18 protein-coding genes and 1 riboswitch are annotated in these 17326 nt (G+C 68.7%); of the genes, 11 read left to right on the top strand and 7 right to left on the bottom strand.

Features of this window, described 5'->3' with window-relative positions; genetic code table 11:
- Positions 1-176 precede the first annotated feature (176 nt).
- On the bottom strand, positions 177-1925 hold the full coding sequence (locus AB0K60_RS18755) for a DUF2235 domain-containing protein (protein ID WP_364055986.1): 1749 nt from the start codon (positions 1923-1925) through the stop codon (positions 177-179).
- A 361-nt stretch (positions 1926-2286) separates the two neighbouring features.
- Positions 2287-2437: riboswitch (cyclic di-AMP (ydaO/yuaA leader) on the top strand.
- A gap of 12 nt (positions 2438-2449) precedes the next feature.
- Between AB0K60_RS18755 and AB0K60_RS18750 the strand changes: the two genes are divergently transcribed.
- The 3 genes from AB0K60_RS18750 to AB0K60_RS18740 all read left to right on the top strand — a co-directional run bounded on the left by AB0K60_RS18750 (position 2450) and on the right by AB0K60_RS18740 (position 4683).
- On the top strand, positions 2450-3169 hold the full coding sequence (locus AB0K60_RS18750) for a CHAP domain-containing protein (protein WP_364055984.1): 720 nt from the start codon (positions 2450-2452) through the stop codon (positions 3167-3169).
- Positions 3170-3323: 154 nt separating this feature from the next.
- Positions 3324-3713 (top strand): VOC family protein, encoded by a 390-nt coding sequence (locus tag AB0K60_RS18745; RefSeq protein WP_364055982.1) that lies wholly within the window; start codon positions 3324-3326, stop codon positions 3711-3713.
- Between the two features lie 370 nt (positions 3714-4083).
- The gene (locus tag AB0K60_RS18740; RefSeq protein ID WP_364055979.1) at positions 4084-4683 is read left to right on the top strand and encodes a DUF1349 domain-containing protein; all 600 of its coding nucleotides are present in this window, start codon (positions 4084-4086) and stop codon (positions 4681-4683) included.
- 53 nt (positions 4684-4736) lie between these two features.
- On the opposite strand, the gene AB0K60_RS18735 is transcribed toward AB0K60_RS18740, so the two are convergent.
- Positions 4737-5045: an antibiotic biosynthesis monooxygenase family protein gene (locus AB0K60_RS18735; RefSeq protein WP_364055976.1), complete on the bottom strand. Its 309-nt coding sequence runs from the start codon at positions 5043-5045 to the stop codon at positions 4737-4739.
- 493 nt (positions 5046-5538) lie between these two features.
- On the opposite strand from AB0K60_RS18735, the gene AB0K60_RS18730 reads away from it, so the two are divergent.
- From AB0K60_RS18730 to AB0K60_RS18715, 4 genes are all read left to right on the top strand, one after another.
- A complete protein-coding gene (locus AB0K60_RS18730; protein ID WP_364055973.1) occupies positions 5539-7476 on the top strand; it encodes a protein kinase in 1938 nt (645 codons plus the stop codon).
- 234 nt (positions 7477-7710) lie between these two features.
- A complete protein-coding gene (locus AB0K60_RS18725; RefSeq protein ID WP_364055970.1) occupies positions 7711-7983 on the top strand; it encodes a hypothetical protein in 273 nt (90 codons plus the stop codon).
- Positions 7976-8587, top strand: coding sequence for a DUF6879 family protein (locus AB0K60_RS18720; RefSeq protein WP_364055967.1), 612 nt, complete (start codon positions 7976-7978; stop codon positions 8585-8587). The genes AB0K60_RS18725 and AB0K60_RS18720 overlap by 8 nt, the downstream gene beginning before the upstream one ends.
- 15 nt (positions 8588-8602) lie before the next feature.
- A complete protein-coding gene (locus AB0K60_RS18715; protein ID WP_364055964.1) occupies positions 8603-10981 on the top strand; it encodes a tetratricopeptide repeat protein in 2379 nt (792 codons plus the stop codon).
- A gap of 171 nt (positions 10982-11152) precedes the next feature.
- On the opposite strand, the gene AB0K60_RS18710 is transcribed toward AB0K60_RS18715, so the two are convergent.
- The 5 genes from AB0K60_RS18710 to AB0K60_RS18690 form a co-directional block, all read right to left on the bottom strand.
- Positions 11153-11533, bottom strand: a complete 381-nt coding sequence (locus tag AB0K60_RS18710) for a RidA family protein (RefSeq protein ID WP_364055961.1) — start codon at positions 11531-11533, stop codon at positions 11153-11155.
- Between the two features lie 39 nt (positions 11534-11572).
- Positions 11573-12217, bottom strand: coding sequence for a Rid family detoxifying hydrolase (locus AB0K60_RS18705; protein WP_364055958.1), 645 nt, complete (start codon positions 12215-12217; stop codon positions 11573-11575).
- 235 nt (positions 12218-12452) lie between these two features.
- Positions 12453-12959 carry a hypothetical protein gene (locus AB0K60_RS18700; protein WP_364055955.1) on the bottom strand — a complete coding sequence of 169 codons (507 nt, stop codon included), beginning with the start codon at positions 12957-12959 and terminating at the stop codon, positions 12453-12455.
- Positions 12960-13413: 454 nt separating this feature from the next.
- Positions 13414-14679: a hypothetical protein gene (locus AB0K60_RS18695; RefSeq protein WP_364055952.1), complete on the bottom strand. Its 1266-nt coding sequence runs from the start codon at positions 14677-14679 to the stop codon at positions 13414-13416.
- Between the two features lie 54 nt (positions 14680-14733).
- Positions 14734-15063, bottom strand: a complete 330-nt coding sequence (locus AB0K60_RS18690) for a PadR family transcriptional regulator (RefSeq protein ID WP_364055949.1) — start codon at positions 15061-15063, stop codon at positions 14734-14736.
- Between the two features lie 115 nt (positions 15064-15178).
- Here AB0K60_RS18690 and AB0K60_RS18685 point away from each other — a divergent pair, with 115 nt between their 5' ends.
- The 4 genes from AB0K60_RS18685 (at position 15179) to AB0K60_RS18670 (ending at position 17079) form a co-directional block, all read left to right on the top strand.
- Positions 15179-15646, top strand: coding sequence for a hypothetical protein (locus AB0K60_RS18685; RefSeq protein WP_364055946.1), 468 nt, complete (start codon positions 15179-15181; stop codon positions 15644-15646).
- A complete protein-coding gene (locus AB0K60_RS18680; RefSeq protein ID WP_364055943.1) occupies positions 15643-16089 on the top strand; it encodes a MerR family transcriptional regulator in 447 nt (148 codons plus the stop codon). The genes AB0K60_RS18685 and AB0K60_RS18680 overlap by 4 nt, the downstream gene beginning before the upstream one ends.
- A 4-nt stretch (positions 16090-16093) precedes the next feature.
- Complete coding sequence (locus AB0K60_RS18675; RefSeq protein WP_364055940.1) at positions 16094-16462, top strand: hypothetical protein; 369 nt, start codon at positions 16094-16096, stop codon at positions 16460-16462.
- A 68-nt stretch (positions 16463-16530) separates the two neighbouring features.
- On the top strand, positions 16531-17079 hold the full coding sequence (locus tag AB0K60_RS18670; RefSeq protein WP_364055937.1) for a hypothetical protein: 549 nt from the start codon (positions 16531-16533) through the stop codon (positions 17077-17079).
- Positions 17080-17326: the final 247 nt, after the last annotated feature.

Raw genomic sequence — 17326 nt, 5'->3', positions numbered from 1 at the left:
GAGCCGGTTCGCGCGCTCCTCCTCCGCACACGGCACCGCTCAAGCACCGGTCGAGTACCGGCCCTGGACGCGCCACAGGCCCGGCACGCCCCCGAGCGCCGGGCCTGTTCGACGCGTCGTCCGCGCCTGCCACGGGTTCACCAGCGGACCCGCGAACCGCTTCGCGACGGGACCGGTCAGGCCTCCTGCACCTCACGGCGCACCCGGCCCGCCGCCCCCGCCCCGGTACGGCGACCGCCCGCGACCGTCCGCGCGCCTCCGTCGGAGTTCCCGCCCCCCATGTCGGAGCCGGCGTTGCCGCCGAGGGTGTGCGCGAGCGAGGCGTGCGTGAGCACGGTGTGCGGCTCGTCGGCGACCAACCGGGCCACGGTGAGGCGCACGCTGCCCTGGTTGTTGCCGTACAGGCCCCAGGCGTCGTTGGCGTACGCGTACAGGTAACCGCCCTTGGTCACGTGGCAGCGCGTGCCGATGCCGATCGGGATCCGCTCGTGCGCGTGCCGCATCCCGTCGCGCGACTTGATCGACACGGCGTCGTTGGCGATGACGCCCACCAGCGACATCCACGGCAGGTCGCCCTCGCGCCGCGCCCCGATGAAGCCCGCCGCGGCGTTGCGGGTGATCATGCGGAAGAGCCGCTCGCCGCCGCCCCACAGCGTGGACAGCAGGCGCAGGCGCTCCCGCATCGGGTTGAGCAGGTCGAGCCCCGACGTCCCCTCGGGACCGGCCATGATGTCGCCGTCCTGCCACATGCCGTCGGCGATGAAGCGGTACTCGCCCGGCTCCAGGTACAGCCCGGTCTCGTTCCACGGCTCGTGCGCGAACACCTCGACCGTCCGCTCCTGACCGGGCGCGAGCACCCGCGTGGGCCGGTAGGCGCCGGAGGTGATCGGCGGGCGCTGGTGCCGCTCGTACACCGACTCGTGGATGATCCGGGTCGGCGCGTGCGGGTCGATCCGCGGCACGGCGCGCGGGCGCGGGCGCAGCAGCATCTCCCGCACCGGCTTGAGCATCGGGTCCACGACCTGGTCGAGCACGCCGATCGCGCCGAGCTCGTCGTCGTGCATGACGTCGAGGGGGTCGGGATCGATCTGGTCCTCGACGGTCTCCTTGTGGAAGCCGAGCTTGATCAGCTCACGCGCCTCGTCGATCATCCAGCGCAGCGCGCCGTCGCTGAGCCCCCGCTCGGGGTGGCCGCCGCCGACGTCCTTGTGGCTGCCGGGGAACCACACCTGCAGCACGTCCTGCTCCGGCCCGTACGGCTCGGCCCACAACGTCGGCTGGTACGGCTCGCGCCGCTCGTCCATCGCCAGCGCGTGCCGCGCGAACCTGATGTGCGGGTTGAGCCGCAGGTCGTGGAAGCGGTGCGGCCGGTCGAGCATCTCCAGTACGCCCAGGTAGTCCGGTACGCCGAGGGCGCCGACGGTGTCCCACACGCCGATGAACCGGATCGGGATGTTCTTGGCGTCGTCGGCGTCCCAGCGGAAGGTGAGCCCGTCGCGCCACTGCGTGTTCCGCCGACCCCGCTGCCGGTATCCCTGCTGGTAGAGGCGGCGGAGCTGGGGCCGGATCGCCTGCTCGTCGGTCTTGGTGGTGTCGATCAGGCCGCAGGCGGAGATCATGCCGGCGAGGCTGCGGGCGGTGTAGGCGCCACGGCTGAAACCGAACAGCGAGATCTGGTCCCCGGGCTCGTACCGCGTGGTCAGCCACAGATAGGCGTCCATCACATTGCGGGACAGGCCGAGCCCGGTGCCGCCGCCGATGAGACGGTTACGCATGGTGCCCACGCCGGGCTGATAGTAAGCCAGTTGTGGATTGTCGTTCTCGTCCTTCTCGGCGAGGGCGTTGTAGAGCCGCCGCACGTTGGTGATGGCCCTGTCCTCCGCCGTGTTCCAGGTGCCGTCGCAGCACACGATGAGCTGACGCATGATCCCATGACCCCCGGGCCTGTTGGCTACAGATAGCAGTTGCTACGCTACCCTTCGTATTTGTAGGGAAAACTCCGGGATCAATGGGATGAATCCGGCGGGCATGTGCCGCCCTTGACCTGCCGGTATTGCGGCTCTGGGACGACGCCCCCGAGGGGGCGGCAAAGGTAAAATTTCCGACCTGCAACCCCGATGGCGCAAGGCTTTTCCATCGCCCCACCTTGACGGATGTTTGCGCGGATTTGTCCGAATCGTTTACCTTCGTCCGCATGGTATTCGGCCCGGCGCGCCGTACGAGCCCGGGTTGAGGCCAGACAACCGTGACCGTCGTCCCTCCGGCGGAGATCCTCTCTGTCGGTGAGACGCGCGGCCGCCGAGTCCGAGATCTTCGAGGAGCCGGGGACCCACTCTCCACCGGGGTGAATCGACGCACGCCTCGTCGCGGCGCGTCGTAGGGCACCTTCCATGCCCGAACCCGTCAGCTAACCCGGTAGGCGGCATGGAAGCAAGGAGTAAGCCCCCGTATGTCCATGTACAGCCCCTCCCGGGCACGTGAAGGCGCAACCCTCCCTCGCATCATCCTCTGTACGGCCGTCGCCGCGGCGGCCGTCCTCCCCGCCTCGCCCGGCCTCGCCGCATCCGGCCACGGCCTGGCCCGAGGTGCAGCCGCCGCGAAAAAGGCCAAAGACGCCCCCAACACCGACGACGCCCAGCTGACCCCCTTGGAGCGCATCGCCAAGAAGCTCCCTCCGGTGACGGCCCAGGACGTCCTCCGCATCGCGGCAAGCAAGATCGGCGTCACCGAGAACGCCGACGGCGGCGGCACCGAGTTCCAGCGGTGGTACATGTCCACTCCGCGCGCCCTGGAGACCCTCGCCCGCGACGGCGGCACCCTGCGCGGCTACGCCAACGCCCCCTGGTGCGCCATGTTCGTCTCCTGGGTCGGCGAGCAGGCCGGCATCCGCCCCGTCCTCGGCTGGGACGCCTACACCGTCACCTACGCCAAGTGGTTCCAGGCCAACCGCCACTGGGGCACCGCGCCCAAGCCGGGCGCCGTCGTCTTCTTCGACTGGGGCGGCAGCAAGGACACCGACGCCATCGACCACGTGGGCCTGGTGGAACGCGACAACGGCGACGGCACCATCACCACCATCGAAGGCAACACCGGCAACGGCAAGGTCGAACGCCGCGTCCGCCCCACCTGGCAGGTCGTCGGCTACGGCTATCCCGCCTACCCCGCCTGACCTCCCCCGGCCGATTTCTCTCCCGTACGGCCGGCGCCGGACGAGCATCCCGGGCCCACGACGGGTGGGCCTGGGCTCTCCCTTCACCGGCGGCGCAGCACCGACGCGGCGCTGAAGGTCCTGATCTCCGGACTGCTCGCGGGAGGATGGGGCAATGGCGCATTACAGCAGGATCCACAAGGTCGTGATCGACGTGCCCGAGGGCGTTCACGACGAGGAACTGACGTTCTGGCAGGAGGCGACCGGTCAGACGCTGACCCGGTCTCGGCGGTATCCGGAGTACCACGGCGCCACCTTGCCCGGGGACGCCTTCGGCCTGCTCATCCAGCGACTCGGGACGGGCTCCGCCCGCGTTCACCTCGATATCCACACCGACGATCTACAGGCGGAGATCGCGCGTCTGGAGGCACTCGGGGCCAGGCGACTGCGAATGGTGAACGACAGGTGGGCGGTCATGGAGGACCCCGCCGGGCTGCCCTTCTGCGTCATTCCCCAGGAGCCGGGCACGTTGAATGATCAGAACGCCCAGCGCTGGGAGGACTGACGCCGCCGGGGCCAGGGCCGTGGGCGTGCCTGGCCGGTCCGCGGCTGAGCGGTCCCCAGGCGCCCGCCGCCTTGGCGGCTACCCGTCGATGAACGCTTCAAGCAGGTCCGGCGCATCGCAGGTGCATATCAGCCTGAGCCGGACGCCTGCCGACCAACCAGCTTGACTCCGGACGCATTGCTGAGAGGGTGGAGGCGGTTGGATCAACGAAGCACCCCTTGTTCCAGGTCCGCAAGCCCCCGCCGCCGACCATCCTCGGCGGCGGGGGCGTGTAGTGCACCGCGCGTACGTACATCCGACCGAGAAAGCCGCGATCGTCGCTGACCTGGTCGCCAACGTGTACGACCCTCGGTACCACTGAGGAGGACCGATGACAGACCCGATACTCCTGCCCGTCTTCCCGGCCCCGCTGCGTCCGCTGAACCAGCCCGCCGGTTGGCGGATCGAGGCCGACGACGCGCTCACCCTGTCCGCGGGCCCTGGCACCGACCTGTTCACCGACCCCGGCGGCCCAGGCCGTTACGCCAACGCGCCCGCGCTGCTCGGCCGTCTGGACGGCGACTTCACCCTGAGCGCCCGGATCACCACCGACCTCGCCTCCACGTACGACGCCGGTGTGCTGCTGCTGTACGCCGGAGAGGACACGTGGGCGAAGTTCTGCCTGGAACTCTCCCCACAGGGTCGTCCCACCGTCGTCTCCGTGGTGAACCGAGGTGTGTCCGACGACTGCAACTCGATTCCCGTCAAGGGCGAGGAGGTCCGGTTGCGTATCTCCCGCCTGGGCCCGGCCTTCGCCTTCCACGTCGCGCTCGGCTCGGACTTCTGGCACCTGATCCGATACTTCGCGCTGGACGGCGATCCCGAGGTCGGCTTCCTGGCCCAGTCGCCCACCGGGCCCGGGTGCACCGCCCGCTTCGACGAGATCGCGTACTCCCCGAAATGCCTGTCCGACCTGCGAAGCGGCGAGTGACCCGGCGTCACGATCCGCCGGCGTGATATCGGGCTGATCCCGGCCCTCGAAGGCTAGGCGCCCTCGGCGGGCGTCAGCTCGCCGTCGTAGTGGGTGACGGTGGGCGGGGACGCGAAGAACGGCCCGACGGCCGCGCGCCACTGCTGGAACAGGTCGGACTCGCGGAACACCACCGTGTGCGCCTCCAGTGACTCCCACCCGATCAGCAGCAGGTAGGTGTCGGGGTTCTCGATCTGCCGGACCAGCCGCGCCCACAAATACCCCGGGGACTGCGCGATCGCCTTGTGGCCGCGCTCGAACGCCTCCTCGAACTCGGCCGCCCGGCCCGGAAAGATTGTGATCTCGGCGTGTTCGATGACCATGAATACCGTCCCGCCACTGGTTCGTCCGACGATCGTGCTTCGTCAGATTGTCGCAGCAGGCCATCCTCGCGCCGTACACCGGCCTGTGGTGTCGCCCCGGTCGGTCACCGCGTCCGGAAGCCGACCGGCCCGCGATTTGGCTGCCGAAACCAGGTCGAAACGGGTAGCCGCACCCACCGGACGGTACGGTCATCGCCGAACCCGATCAGCCCTACCTGATCCCGCCGACAGCAGAACTCCTGGTCCGACGATCGGGCTCGGCGCGTACGCCTGGCTGATCGAGGCCGCCCCGACCGGGGTGGCCCGCATCCGCTTCGGGATGGCCGAGCGGTGACGACAGAGGAACGCCAGCGATATTTCTCCCTTTATTTGCGAAAATCCGATTAATTGGGGCACGGACAGATCCGGCGTTTCAGACGGTTCGCTGATCAGGCCGGGGAAATGAACGGCGGCGTGATAAAGATGAGGCGTTCACCGTCCCGCAGGAGTCGCGATGCCACGACCGGGCCCGCTCGAGGCCGCGGACCCCCGCCATATCGGTCCATACCGGCTGACCGGGCGAATCGGCAGCGGCGGGCAGGGGATCGTCTACCTCGCCGAGGATGCCTCGGGCACCCAGGTGGCGATCAAATTGCTCACCGCGCGAACCGCCGCGAACGAAACCGCCCGACGACGTTTTCGCGGCGAAATCGAGGCGGCGCGCCGCGTCGCGCCATTTTGTACGGCCCGCATTCTCGACGCCGACGTCGACGGCGACCATCCGTACATCGTGTCCGAATACATCGACGGCATTTCGCTCCAGGATTACGTGATGCGGGAGGGGCCCCGGTCGGGCGGCGCACTCGACCGGATCGCCGTCGGCACCGCCACCGCGCTGGCCGCGATCCATCAGGCGGGCGTCATCCACCGCGATTTCAAGCCGCAGAACGTGCTACTCGGCGTGGACGGGCTCCGCGTCATCGACTTCGGCATCGCCCGCCTGCTGGAGAACACCGCCACCACGAGCCAAATCATCATCGGCACGCCCGCGTACATGGCCCCAGAGCAGATCGCCGGAGAGACGATCGTCCCGGCCACCGACATGTTCGGCTGGGGCGCCACCATCGCCTTCGCCGCGACGGGCAGGGTGGCCTTCGGAGCCGAAAGCTATCCGGCCGTGCTGGGCCGCATCCTGTACGGCCAGCCCGACCTGGACGGCCTCACCGGCCAGTTGCTCGACCTGGTGACCGCCTGCCTCGGCAAGGATCCGGCGGCCCGGCCCACGGCCGACGACGTGCTGCAGGCCCTGCGAACGGGCACGCAGACCGGGTCCGTCCCGGGCCGCCCGATCGCCGTGCCGGACTCTCCGGCGCGCCCAATCGCCATGCCGGACTCACCGGCACACCCGATCGCCGATTCCTCGCCCTCACCGCGCCCGGTAGCCGCGTCCGACTCCCCGGCACCGCCGGACGGCGGCGAGCAGGTCTCCGTGCCCGTCGTCGCGGAGGAGGACTCCACCTCGCGTCCGGATGACGAGCCCCCAGGACCGGAGGCCGAGCAGACCGGCTCCGGGCGGGTCTCCGACGTCCACTCCGATCCAACCGAGCCGGGACGCAAGTCCGGCCTCGGCTCCGTCGCCACCGCCCCGCGGCGCGACTCCGACCCGCAACACGCCACCGCCCCGCGGCGCGACTCCGACCCGCAACACGCCACCGCCCCGCCCGGCGGGGAGGCGGGAGACAGCGCCCGCCGCAGAGCGTACGTGGCCGTAGCGCTCGGGACGGCGATGCTAACGAGCCTGACGGCCGTGATCGTGGCACTGTGGCCTACGGAACCCGCCGTCCCAATCGGCCCGGCGGCCACGTCCGCGCCAGCCGTACCGACACCCCATCGGGCGACGCCCCCCGTCGTGCGGACCCGGCCCGTGAAGCGTCCGGAGACGGTCGCCGGGACCACGGTCCCCGCCACGGCCGTGCCCGGCCCCTCCGCCACGTCCGCGCCAGAGCCTTCCCCCTCATCCGCGCCGCCGGAGACAACGCCCTCATCCACCCCTGCACCGCCACCGCCGCCACCACCACCGCCCACCCCGGAACCCTCCGCGTCCCCGCCTCCGGAGCCGGAGCCGAAACCCACCTTCGCCGGTGAGTGGACCGGAACCGTTCGCCGCCCGAGCGGAGGCCCCGCGATCCCGATCAAAATCAGCCTCACCGAGGCGTCCGTCCAGGGCACCGACACCGCCACCATGAGCTGGGGTTTCGGTCAGCGCTGCACCGCCCGGCTCACCCGGGCGAGCCTCACCGAGCAACAGATCTCCTTGAGCATGAGCGACATCGGGGGCCGGGGATGCCGCGGCGGAACCCTCGTGCTGTCCGGACTGAAGAACGATCAGGCGAGCGTCTCCATCATCGACCCGACCGGCACCGCCCGGGTCTCGGGATCCGTCCGGCGCTGACCAACCCGGCCGAGGTTTGATACTTGCCGCCAGGTGCCGGATTGCTCTGAAAAGCGCAATCTAATGCCTGGTCGGCAAGTCCCACCCCCACAGTCGCATCGACGATGGTTTAGTTCTCACCCTATCAGCCGTTTCACTTATGGGCTTTCCGGGCTTCCCGAATTTCGCATCCTCGTCGACCGGCCGTTGCAGAGTTATTCTAGGCACATCGCGTCAGACGACCGGGAGGTTCTGTTGGCAGGCGTCAAGTGGGAAGCGGACCCCGCTGCCGAACTGGTGCGGCGCTGGGGCAAATCACCACACGAGCGGGGTGACACCTCCGGGGACGGAAGCTGTCCGGACATCTGGGAACTCGGCAACGGAGATGTCGCCGTCATAGGGCAGGATCTCACTGCGAGCTATCGGGACCGGTTGCCCGTAGGCGTGTCCATTGACCCGGGTGAGAGCCTGGTCGTCATTCCGCGCGCCGCCATCCTCGCAGCCAAACAGGACATTCCTGATGCTTGACGCCTTTTCCGATGCCGTTCCGGAGCGACTCGAACTGGTGGACTATTGGCCGGACTTCGAGAAGAACTTCTGGGAGACCGGCGCGCCGGGCTTCTGGAAGCTGGAGCGGCAGCAGGTCTTCAAAGAGCCTTTCGAGCCGAGCTGGGTCGCGTTCGCGGCAGGTGACTGGGACGGCGCCATCAGGATCATTCACGAGAAGCGGGACGACTTCAGCCGGTACTACCAACGCATTGCGGAGCAGGGGTTCATCAATCGCCGGGTCCGAATCGTCGAGAAGCCGATAAGCCCGTATCTCCAGTGGGAACTACACCTGCTGGCCCTGCGCCATGAGTTCGGCGGGCTGACGAGGGTGGTCGACGTCGCGGAAGTCGCACCGTACGAGAAGCGGGGGCCGCTGCCGGAGATCTACACGCTGGGCACGGCCGTGATGTACGAGGCGGTCTACGACGAGGACGGTGTGCTGGCCGCCGCGAACCGATTCACCGACAAGGCGCTGATCATTGAGTGCCAACAGTTCATCGAACGTCTTTATGAGTCAGGGGAGCCGCTGGACGAGTTCATGGCCCGATGTGTCGTGCATCTGGACCCCCCTACGGGACCTTGAGCTTCAACAAAAATCATGACTCGTGATGATCGTGACGAATCGCCTCAGCATCTCAATCGCGCCGAGCAGCTCAGATCTTCCGAGTTTGTCCAGGCCAGGGATGTTCATGGGGGAGTGCATTTCCACCAGCGGCGACCGGCGGGCAATGACCCTCCCCGACAACTACCTGCCGACATCCGCAATTTCAGCAATCGCCGGGAGGAACTTGGACAACTCGATGGTCTGTTGGCAGGCCAGGCGCACGAATCCCTGGTCGTCATCACCGGAACGGCTGGGGTAGGTAAGACGGCCCTGGCGCTGCACTGGGCCCATCGTGTACGACGCGACTTCCCGGATGGCCAGCTATATATCAACCTCAAGGGCTACGACCCGGGCATCCTCGTGACGCCGGAACAGGCGCTTGACCGATTCTTACGTGCGCTCGGCGTCCCGCCGGCCGAGATTCCGCACGACGCGGAGGAGCGCGCGGCGCTGTTCCGCTCCCATCTCGCCGACCGGCGAGTCCTGTTGGTCCTTGATAATGCCGCTAACAGTAACCAGGTACGTCCGCTGCTGCCCGGGACGGCGAGTTGCCTGACGATAGTAACGAGTCGCAACCGACTCTCCGGTCTTGTCGTCAGAGACGGTGGGCGGCGCCTGATCCTAAACATCCTGCCGGAAACGGACGCCATCGAGTTGCTGGCTAACGTCACCGTCCACTACCGCGTCAACGACACGGCGGAGCAGTTCCGGGAGTTGGCGCTGCTGTGCGGCCGACTGCCACTCGCGCTCAGAATCGCCGCGGAACGCGCGGCAAGCCGCCCCTTCATGCCGCTATCGGAGCTTATCCAGGATCTGCGTGACGAGTCCGCGCTTTGGGAGGCCCTGTCCATTGGAGACGATGAAGAGGCGGAGGCGGTTCGCACCGTGTTCGCATGGTCGTATCGCGCGCTCTCGGAAGAGGCGGCTCGCCTCTTCCGGCTCTTGGGTCTGCATCCGACTCCTGTTTTCGAGGCCACCGTCGCCGGTGCGCTGCTGGGGATGGAACAACGCGTCAAGCATCTCCTTGATGTTCTGGTGGCCGCGCATCTGCTGGAGCAGATAGGGCCCGATCGCTACCAGTTGCACGACCTTCTCCGCGCGTATGCCATAGATCAGGTACGCGATCAGGAAACAGAAGACGACCGGCAGGCGGCATTGCGCCGCGTTCTCGCCTGGTACCTGCATGCGTCCGACGCCGCGCTTGTCGTGCTGGCGCCCTTCAATCGGACGGTCGCACTGACCGAGCCTGTGGTGACCCCGCCACCTGTATTCGGAGGAGAAGCCGAGGCGAGAACGTGGTTCGAGACCGAGCGGGAGAACCTCATGGCGGCGACGGTGGTCGCCGGGCAGAGCGGGTTCGAGGACATATCCTGGCAACTCGCGGCAGTACTGCGAAGCATTTATATGCACCAAAACGCTTTCGATGATTGGTTGATCACCGGGTTCGCCGGTCTGGCCGCGGCCAGAGCCGTACACAACCGGTACGGTGAGTCCGAGGTTCTGGAGAGTCTTGGCAAGGCCCATTTCCAGGCGCGCAGGCTCGCGGAAGCCGAAACGTACCACCTTGAGGCGTTGAACATCCGCCGAGAGATCGGCAACAAATTCGGCGAGGCCGTGTCCACGAACGCGTTGGGTCTGCTGGGTCTGCGCCACAGGCATCTGGACAAGTCCATCGACTACTTCCGGCAGAGCCTCGCAATCTTCCGCGACCTGGGTGCTCGTCGATGGGAGGCGCTGCTTCTCAGCAACCTGGGCGAAGCCCTGTACGAGCTCGGCAGCCTCACCGAAGCCGTGGACAATCTCGAGCAGGCCCTCATCGTTCAGCGGGAGATCGGGGATAGGGCGCAGGAGGGGAACTCGCTGTTCTTTCTGAGTAGGGCCCAGCGCGAACTTGGCCTGTTCGCGGAGGCGTCCCGCTCCATTGGCGATGCTCTCGACATCGCCCACACCGCCCACAATCAGGTATGGCTCGCTCACTGGCTGGTCGAACAAGCCCGAGTGCTCCGTGCCGCCGGGCGGACCGCCGAGGCTCTTGACCCCTTGCAAAGCGCTTCTGCGATACAGCGCAAGCTCGGGGATAGGAGTCGCGAGGCCATGGCCCTCGATTGCACCGGTGAGACCTACCGGGAACTGGGGCAGCCGGAGGAAGCCACACAGTTTCATCTGCAGGCGATGAAAACCCATCGTGAATTGGGCGATACCTGGAATCTCGTCATCGCGCTCGACAACCTGGCCACGGCCCTGAGCGGCGCGGGCAGGACCGAAGATGCACGGTCGTACTGGATCGAGGCGGCGGACCTGCTGTCGCGGCTGTCCGACCCGCGCGCTGCGACGATGCGAAGGCGTGTCAATGCCGCCCTTGGCCGAATCTGAATTCGGTTGCGTCCCGGCGCTCGGGAGTCTCACCCGAGGAACAGCGCACCGAGGACCGTCTCGCTACGATCCTGGCCGAACTCGCCCGCCTCCACGCCGAGATGGACGCGATGGAGGGCACCAGGGACGGCCACCGTCCCAGCGGCGCCCCTGTATCGGCGAACGCACGGCTCAGTCCGTCACGGCCACCATGGCGAGCGACACGAGGATCCCCGGACGGTCGACACCCAGCTTGCTCACGCAGCGCGGCGGTCGTACGTCGGGGAAGAACTCGTCGAAGACCTCGACGACGCCATCGGCGTCCTCGGGACGCAGGAGCAGGGTGTGGACCATGACGACGTCGCTCAGGTCGGCGTCCCCGGCGCGTAGGATCGCCTGGCAGTTGAGCAGCGCCTGGCGCGTCTGCTCCTGAATCGTGTGCCCGGCGAGCTTGCCGGTCTTCACGTCGACCCCGATCGTGCCGGCGACGTAGATCGTGTTTCCGACCTTCACCGCCTGGCTGTAGGTGGGGTACTCCGGAGCCTCGGGCGTGGAGATTACTTTTCGGGTCATCGTGGATGCTCATCTGGTAGTGGGCGAGCAGGTGTCCGCTTACGTCGTGACGACCGCGATGGCGTCGATCGAGATGAGTAGGCCGCGGGGCAGGACGACGTTGGCCGGCGCCGATCGTGCGGGGGCGGGATCCGGCATATACCGGGCGTAGATCGCGTTGATAACGGGGAAGTCCTCCACGTCGGTGTAAAAGATCGTTGTTTTGACCAGCGTGGACAGCGACGCCCCTGCCGCCTTCAGCACGGCCTCCAAGTTCCGCAATGCCTGTTCTGTCTGCGCTTCGATGCCTTCGGCGACTTCGCCGGTGACGGGGTCGATGCCAGGTGTGCCGGAGCAGAACACGAATCCGTTGGCGACGATCGCCTGGCTGTACGGCCCTATCGCGGCCGGCGCGGCGTCGGTGGAGACGAGGGTTCTGATCATGAGGGTCACCTTTCGCTGATGAGAATGGAGGGCCACAACCTCCGGCGTTCCATCGCGTTCCACCGGTAACCGAGGGCCGTTCCATGGAGACGGCGGGCGGAACCCGAGCGCGGGGAGGCGAACGTGAACTGACCGATCTTTCAGCTGCTCGGGGTCCCGGAGATCGACGCACTCACGAACGGCCACGTCACACTGGGCGATCTCACACGGGGATAGGAGGTCGGGGTCCTGTAGGCGGATGCCGTGTTTGGTGGCCGGCATTCGATAGAGCGTGGGCCGACGTGGTCCGGATCGGCCATCGCCCGGGCGCCGGGGGTGATGATGGCCGTGACATGGTTCAGATTCTTGGGCGCAGACTCTCGGCTTTAGCCGTGGGGTTAGCCATCCCTCCCAACGTCCGATCATTAGGTTCCGAGTTGCTCGGGAGCCGCTCATAGATGAGGGAACGCGCAAGGCCGGTCCCGTCGCCGGAACCGGCCTTGCGATGATCGTAAGATCAGACCTTCTTGCAGGACCCGAACTTCAGGACCTTGGCGTCCTGGGAGATGTTGGCGCAGGAGTACTTGCCGAGGATCTTGCCGAGGTCGATCTCGAGGCTGTTGATCTGCGGGGTGTCACCCTTGTCGCCCTTCTCCCCCTTCTCGCCCTGAGGTCCGGGGTCACCCTTCGGACCGGGGTCGCCCTTCGGACCGGGGTCGCCCTTCGGGCCCGTGAGCTTGCCGACTGCCGCCGCCGACAGGAGGGTCAGCTTGCTCTCGGTGAAGCGGTAGCAGGGCTTGTAGCGAGTGGGGACGCGGACATTCCCGGTGCGCTTGTTCACGCACAGCGTGTAGGTGGTGCCGCTGGGCGCGCTGGTGGCGGTGGGCGTCGGCGAGTGGGTCGCGGTCGGCTTCGGGTAGTTTCCGGCCGGCCTGCCCGGGTCGGCCATCGCCGCTCCGACCGGGACGGCGGCCAGCAGAGCGGCGGCGCCGAAGGCGGCGGCAAGGATGCTACGGGTACGCATGAGATCTCCTGAGAGTGCGGGGGATCTGTGAGCCATCTGAGCCCACGCCGGAGATGTTGCCACGGTCCAATGGCTTGTGTACAGAGTTCCCAATATTTTCGTTAAGATGCTTTTTTTCACAAGAGATCGCACAAGGGGTGACCACCACTTGTGAGGTGAACGCCGGGCCTCGCCCGCCGGTGCAGGACATTCGCCCGGTCAGCGCGAGAACGTGCAGGTCACCCGTCCCAGAGCCACGGCCACGGCAGAGGCGCATCTGCTTTCCTTCGCCGCCCACCCGTACGTCCACCTGATCCGCATCCCGCCGCCAGCAGATGCCGGAGCCGCGACACCAACCCCCGAGCCCGACATATCTCACCCGCCCCCCACGAGATTACGAGAGCAGATCGTTTCGCAGGCCACGACGCCCCGCGCATCGCCACCGCGCAGCCGGGCCTGGCCGGGTCCGTCGCGTTCAGCGCCCGCCCTCTGCGGCGAGGCCGCCGGGGACATCGGCTCGCGGGCGCCCGAAAGCCAACCCAAGCGCCGCCCCGCCCGCCGCGCTCATCGCCCAGAAAACGATCATGGCGACGAGGAACTCCGGCCGCAGCACGTCGCCGACCGCCGCCTGCCACGACGGCGGTACGGCGTCGCCGGTGCTCAGGTAGCCGGCCTGCCGGTGCGCCCAGACCACGGCCTCGGGGACGCCGACGGCGAGCACCGCCACCAGGGCGGCGAGCCCGGCCACGGCTCCGACGCGCAGTCCTGAGCCGAAGGACCGGGTACGCCACGCCGTGACCAGCGCGACCGCGAACAGCAGGGCGCTCGGCACGGCCATCCAGAAGACGAGCACCCCACCCCGATCGTGCGCCAGCGACCAGCGGGAGGCGGCGAACGACCCGCCCGCCACCAGGACGGCCACCCCCGCGACCCCCACCCAGACGCCCCGTGGCCACCCACACCGCAGCGCCGCCCACGCCCCGCTCATGGCGAAGCCGCGGCGTTCGGCCGGAACATCGATCGCCGCGAGTTCGGCCCGCAGCGCGGCACCCCACGCGGACCGATTCTCCGGCAGATCGGAGGTGGCCAGATCGAGCAGAAGCTGCCACATGTCGCGAACCGCGTGCCGTCGGCCCGTGGTCCGGACGCGGGCGCCGAACGCGGCTCCGAGCACGGGCCACGGCAGTGCCCAGACCAGCCCGGCGAAGAACACATCGAACGGCACCAGCAGGTCACCGCCGCCGAGATTGCCGACGGCGGGAAACGCGCCCGGTTCGGCCAGGTAGACGGCGCGTAGCGGCAGGTGCGCGGACGCGGCCCCGGCGGCGACGGCCACGACGACGAGCAGCCCGGCGACGGTCCCGGCCCCGAACCCGCGGGCCTGGGCGACGGCCGTCGCGGCCAGGCAGGCGAGCCCGGCGTACCCGACCACGGCGAGCAGCCCGAGCACCATCGTCAGCAGCGCCACGTCGAAGCCCCAGCGCGGGCCGTTCGCGACCGTGACGAGATACGAGCGCTCCAGCACGACGGTGAGCGCCGCGACGCCGACGGCCACGCCGATCAGCGCCGGCCACACGGGGCGCCCGGCACCGCCGCGCCAGACGACGCGGCCGCGGGCGGCGAGCCCGCCGACCCCGCCCCTGCGTACGGCGTCGCGCAGCCGGACCGCGAGCACCACGACCGCGAGCAGCGGCGCCGGTACGAGCACCACCAGGAACAGGAAGGGGAGGAGGTCGAGCATGAAGGCCTCCGAACGGCAGGAAACGGCAGGACAGGCCGGAACCGGGCGGCCGGGTCAGGTGGTCGTGGGCTGGAGCCGGGCCGCGCTCGGGACGGACGCGGCCTCCCCGGCTCGCGTGGACGCGGCGAGGCCGCGGGCGAGCTCGGCGCCCGCCGCGGTGAGGCGATACAGGTGCCGGGCCGGCCGCCCACGCGGCGGATCGCTCTCCCAGCGGGTCTCCACCTGCCCGCGCTCGGCGAGACGGATAAGGATCGGGTAGACCGTGCCCGCCTTCAAACCCAGGGCGCGGCACAGGTCGTAGCCGTGGCTCCAGCCCTCGCCGGCCTCGGCGAGGGCGGCGAGCACGGCCATGGTCTGCGGCGAGGGACGTCGTGCGCGTGCCATGACGCCAATATCTATCTAGATAGAGTTACGATGCAAGCCCCTGCCACAACCAACACGCGCACGCGTGGGCGGCGGGCTTGCATCCGGTACTTAGGTACAGGTTTACCGTCGGTTCATGGCCAAAGACATGACCCGTGACCAGGGGTGGGTGCCCCGATCGTGCACGCTGCCCACCGCCGAGCAGCCGCTGCGCAGGGCCGAGTTCGACAGCCTGTTCGCCGACTCGATGAGCGGCATGGCACGCCCGGAACGCACACGGCTGCGCCTGGAACTCCGTCCCGGCCCGGCGAATGCCGCGCGTACCGCCGAACTCGCGACGCGGGAGAACGAATGCTGCTCGTTCTTCACCTTCGTCCTCACCGTCGCCGACGCCGGTCTCACCCTGGACGTGGCGGTGCCGCCGGAGCACATCGAGGTGCTGGACGCCCTGCAGGCACGCGCCGCCGCGGTGGCCCGGCTCGACGTCGTGGACGCCGCCGAACCAGCAGTCCGAGCTGGGGACGGACGCGACCGGGCCGAGGCCGGCCCGATCCTCGGCGACGGCACCGGGAGCGCGGCGACCGAAGCGGGGCGACCGGCGTGACCCGGGACGTCGGGGGGCCGTATCTGCGCAGCGGCCAGGTGGCCGAGCAGGCGGGGGTGAACCTGCAGACGCTGCGCTACTACGAGCGACGCGGCCTGATCGCCGAGCCCGCTCGCAGCCCCGGCGGGCACCGCGCCTACCCACCCGAGACCGTCACCCTGCTGACGGTGATCAAGGCCGCCCAGCGGCTCGGCTTCACCCTGAACGAGGTGGCCGAACTGCTCGACACCGGCAGGCGCGGCCACCCCACCCCGGACCTCCGCGCCCGCGCCCAGGCCAAGATCGCAGAGGTGGACGCGCGAATCGCCGACCTGACCACCATCCGGCGGGCGCTCGCCGCGGTGGTGGCCGCCGGCTGCGACAGCCTGACCGACTGCACCTGCCCCGACTGCCCGCTCCCGTTCGCCGACCTGGCCACCGGCCGCAGCCCGCAGGAGAACTGACGACGTGAACACGCACCACGACCGACATCACAACCGCCGCCCGCCCGCCGAGCCCGTCACGACGGCCTTGCCCGCCTCCGGTCGCGTGCCCCTCGAAGGAACCACGAACGGAGGCGGGCCGCCGCTGCGCAGCAAGGTCACCGCCACCCTCGCGGTGGCGGCCTGCGCCGCCTGCTGCGCCCTGCCGTTGCTCATCGGCGCCGGACTGCTCATCGGCGCCGGCGCCGCACTGGCCGAACAGATGCTGCTGGCCGTGGCCGGCCTGCTGATCGCCGCGGCCGGAGGCATGTGGTGGCTGTACCACCGCCGCGCCTCGCGCGCGGCCGCCGCCACGGGAGGCTGCGGCTGCGGCGGGAGCGGCTGCGGACACTGAGGCACCCGCACACCTGATCCCGCCATTCCGGCGAACCCTGCCCGCCGGGATGCACTGTACTGGCCGACATGACGATCGCCCGCGTCGCCGTGCTTGCCGCCATGACGACCGGTCTCGTGGCCACTCCCGCGGCGGCAGGTACAGCTCCGTCGAAGCCGAAGCCGAAGGTTTCGGTGACCACGCCCGTGGCCTCGCCGAAAAGCCACGACGGCGCCTGTCCGGTCACGGTCACCTTCTCCGCGAAGGTGAAACTCAAGGTGAGCGGTAAGACCACCCTCGCGTACCGCTGGTTGCGCGGCGACGGCTCCAAGAGCAAGGTCAAGACCCGCATCGTCAGGGGCAAGGGTGTCAAGACCGTCGCTATCGTGGAGAAGGCCACTTTCAAAAAGGACATCAAGGGCTGGCAGGCGCTGCAGGTGCTGGCGCCGCGCAAAGTGACCACCAAGAAGAGCCGTTTCTCGGTTTCGTGTGACGGCCCTGCCAAGCCGGTGGTGAACAAGCCCAAGCCGCAGCCCAAGCCGAAGCCGCAGGTGCCCAGGCAGTCAGTCCCGACGGATTCACGGGCCAAGGACTTCAGTTTGTTCCGGACAGATGCCCGAATTCGTGATCTGATGTGAAGAAAGGCGCGGTGCCCACGGGTCCCGCGCCTTTCGCTTCTCCTCGGCCTGCTGGTTGATTTACCTGCTGGGGATGAGACCTCGCATGCCGCTGCTGACCAGCGAGCTTGAGGTTGAAAAGGGTTCACTTCACCGCACGGGCAGCTGGTCGGGGAGCAACGGCGACGGCGCGCACATGGGCCGACGCGGGTGGCTGCCTCGGGGCGCTTCTCCGGCGGGAAGCCAGGCGTGGGCCGGGCGGGCTCCC

Source organism: Thermopolyspora sp. NPDC052614 (assembly GCF_040678635.1).
Classification (GTDB): domain Bacteria; phylum Actinomycetota; class Actinomycetes; order Streptosporangiales; family Streptosporangiaceae; genus Thermopolyspora.
The sequence above is the reverse complement of the archived record's forward strand: the minus strand, read 5'-3'. Positions and strand labels throughout refer to the sequence as shown.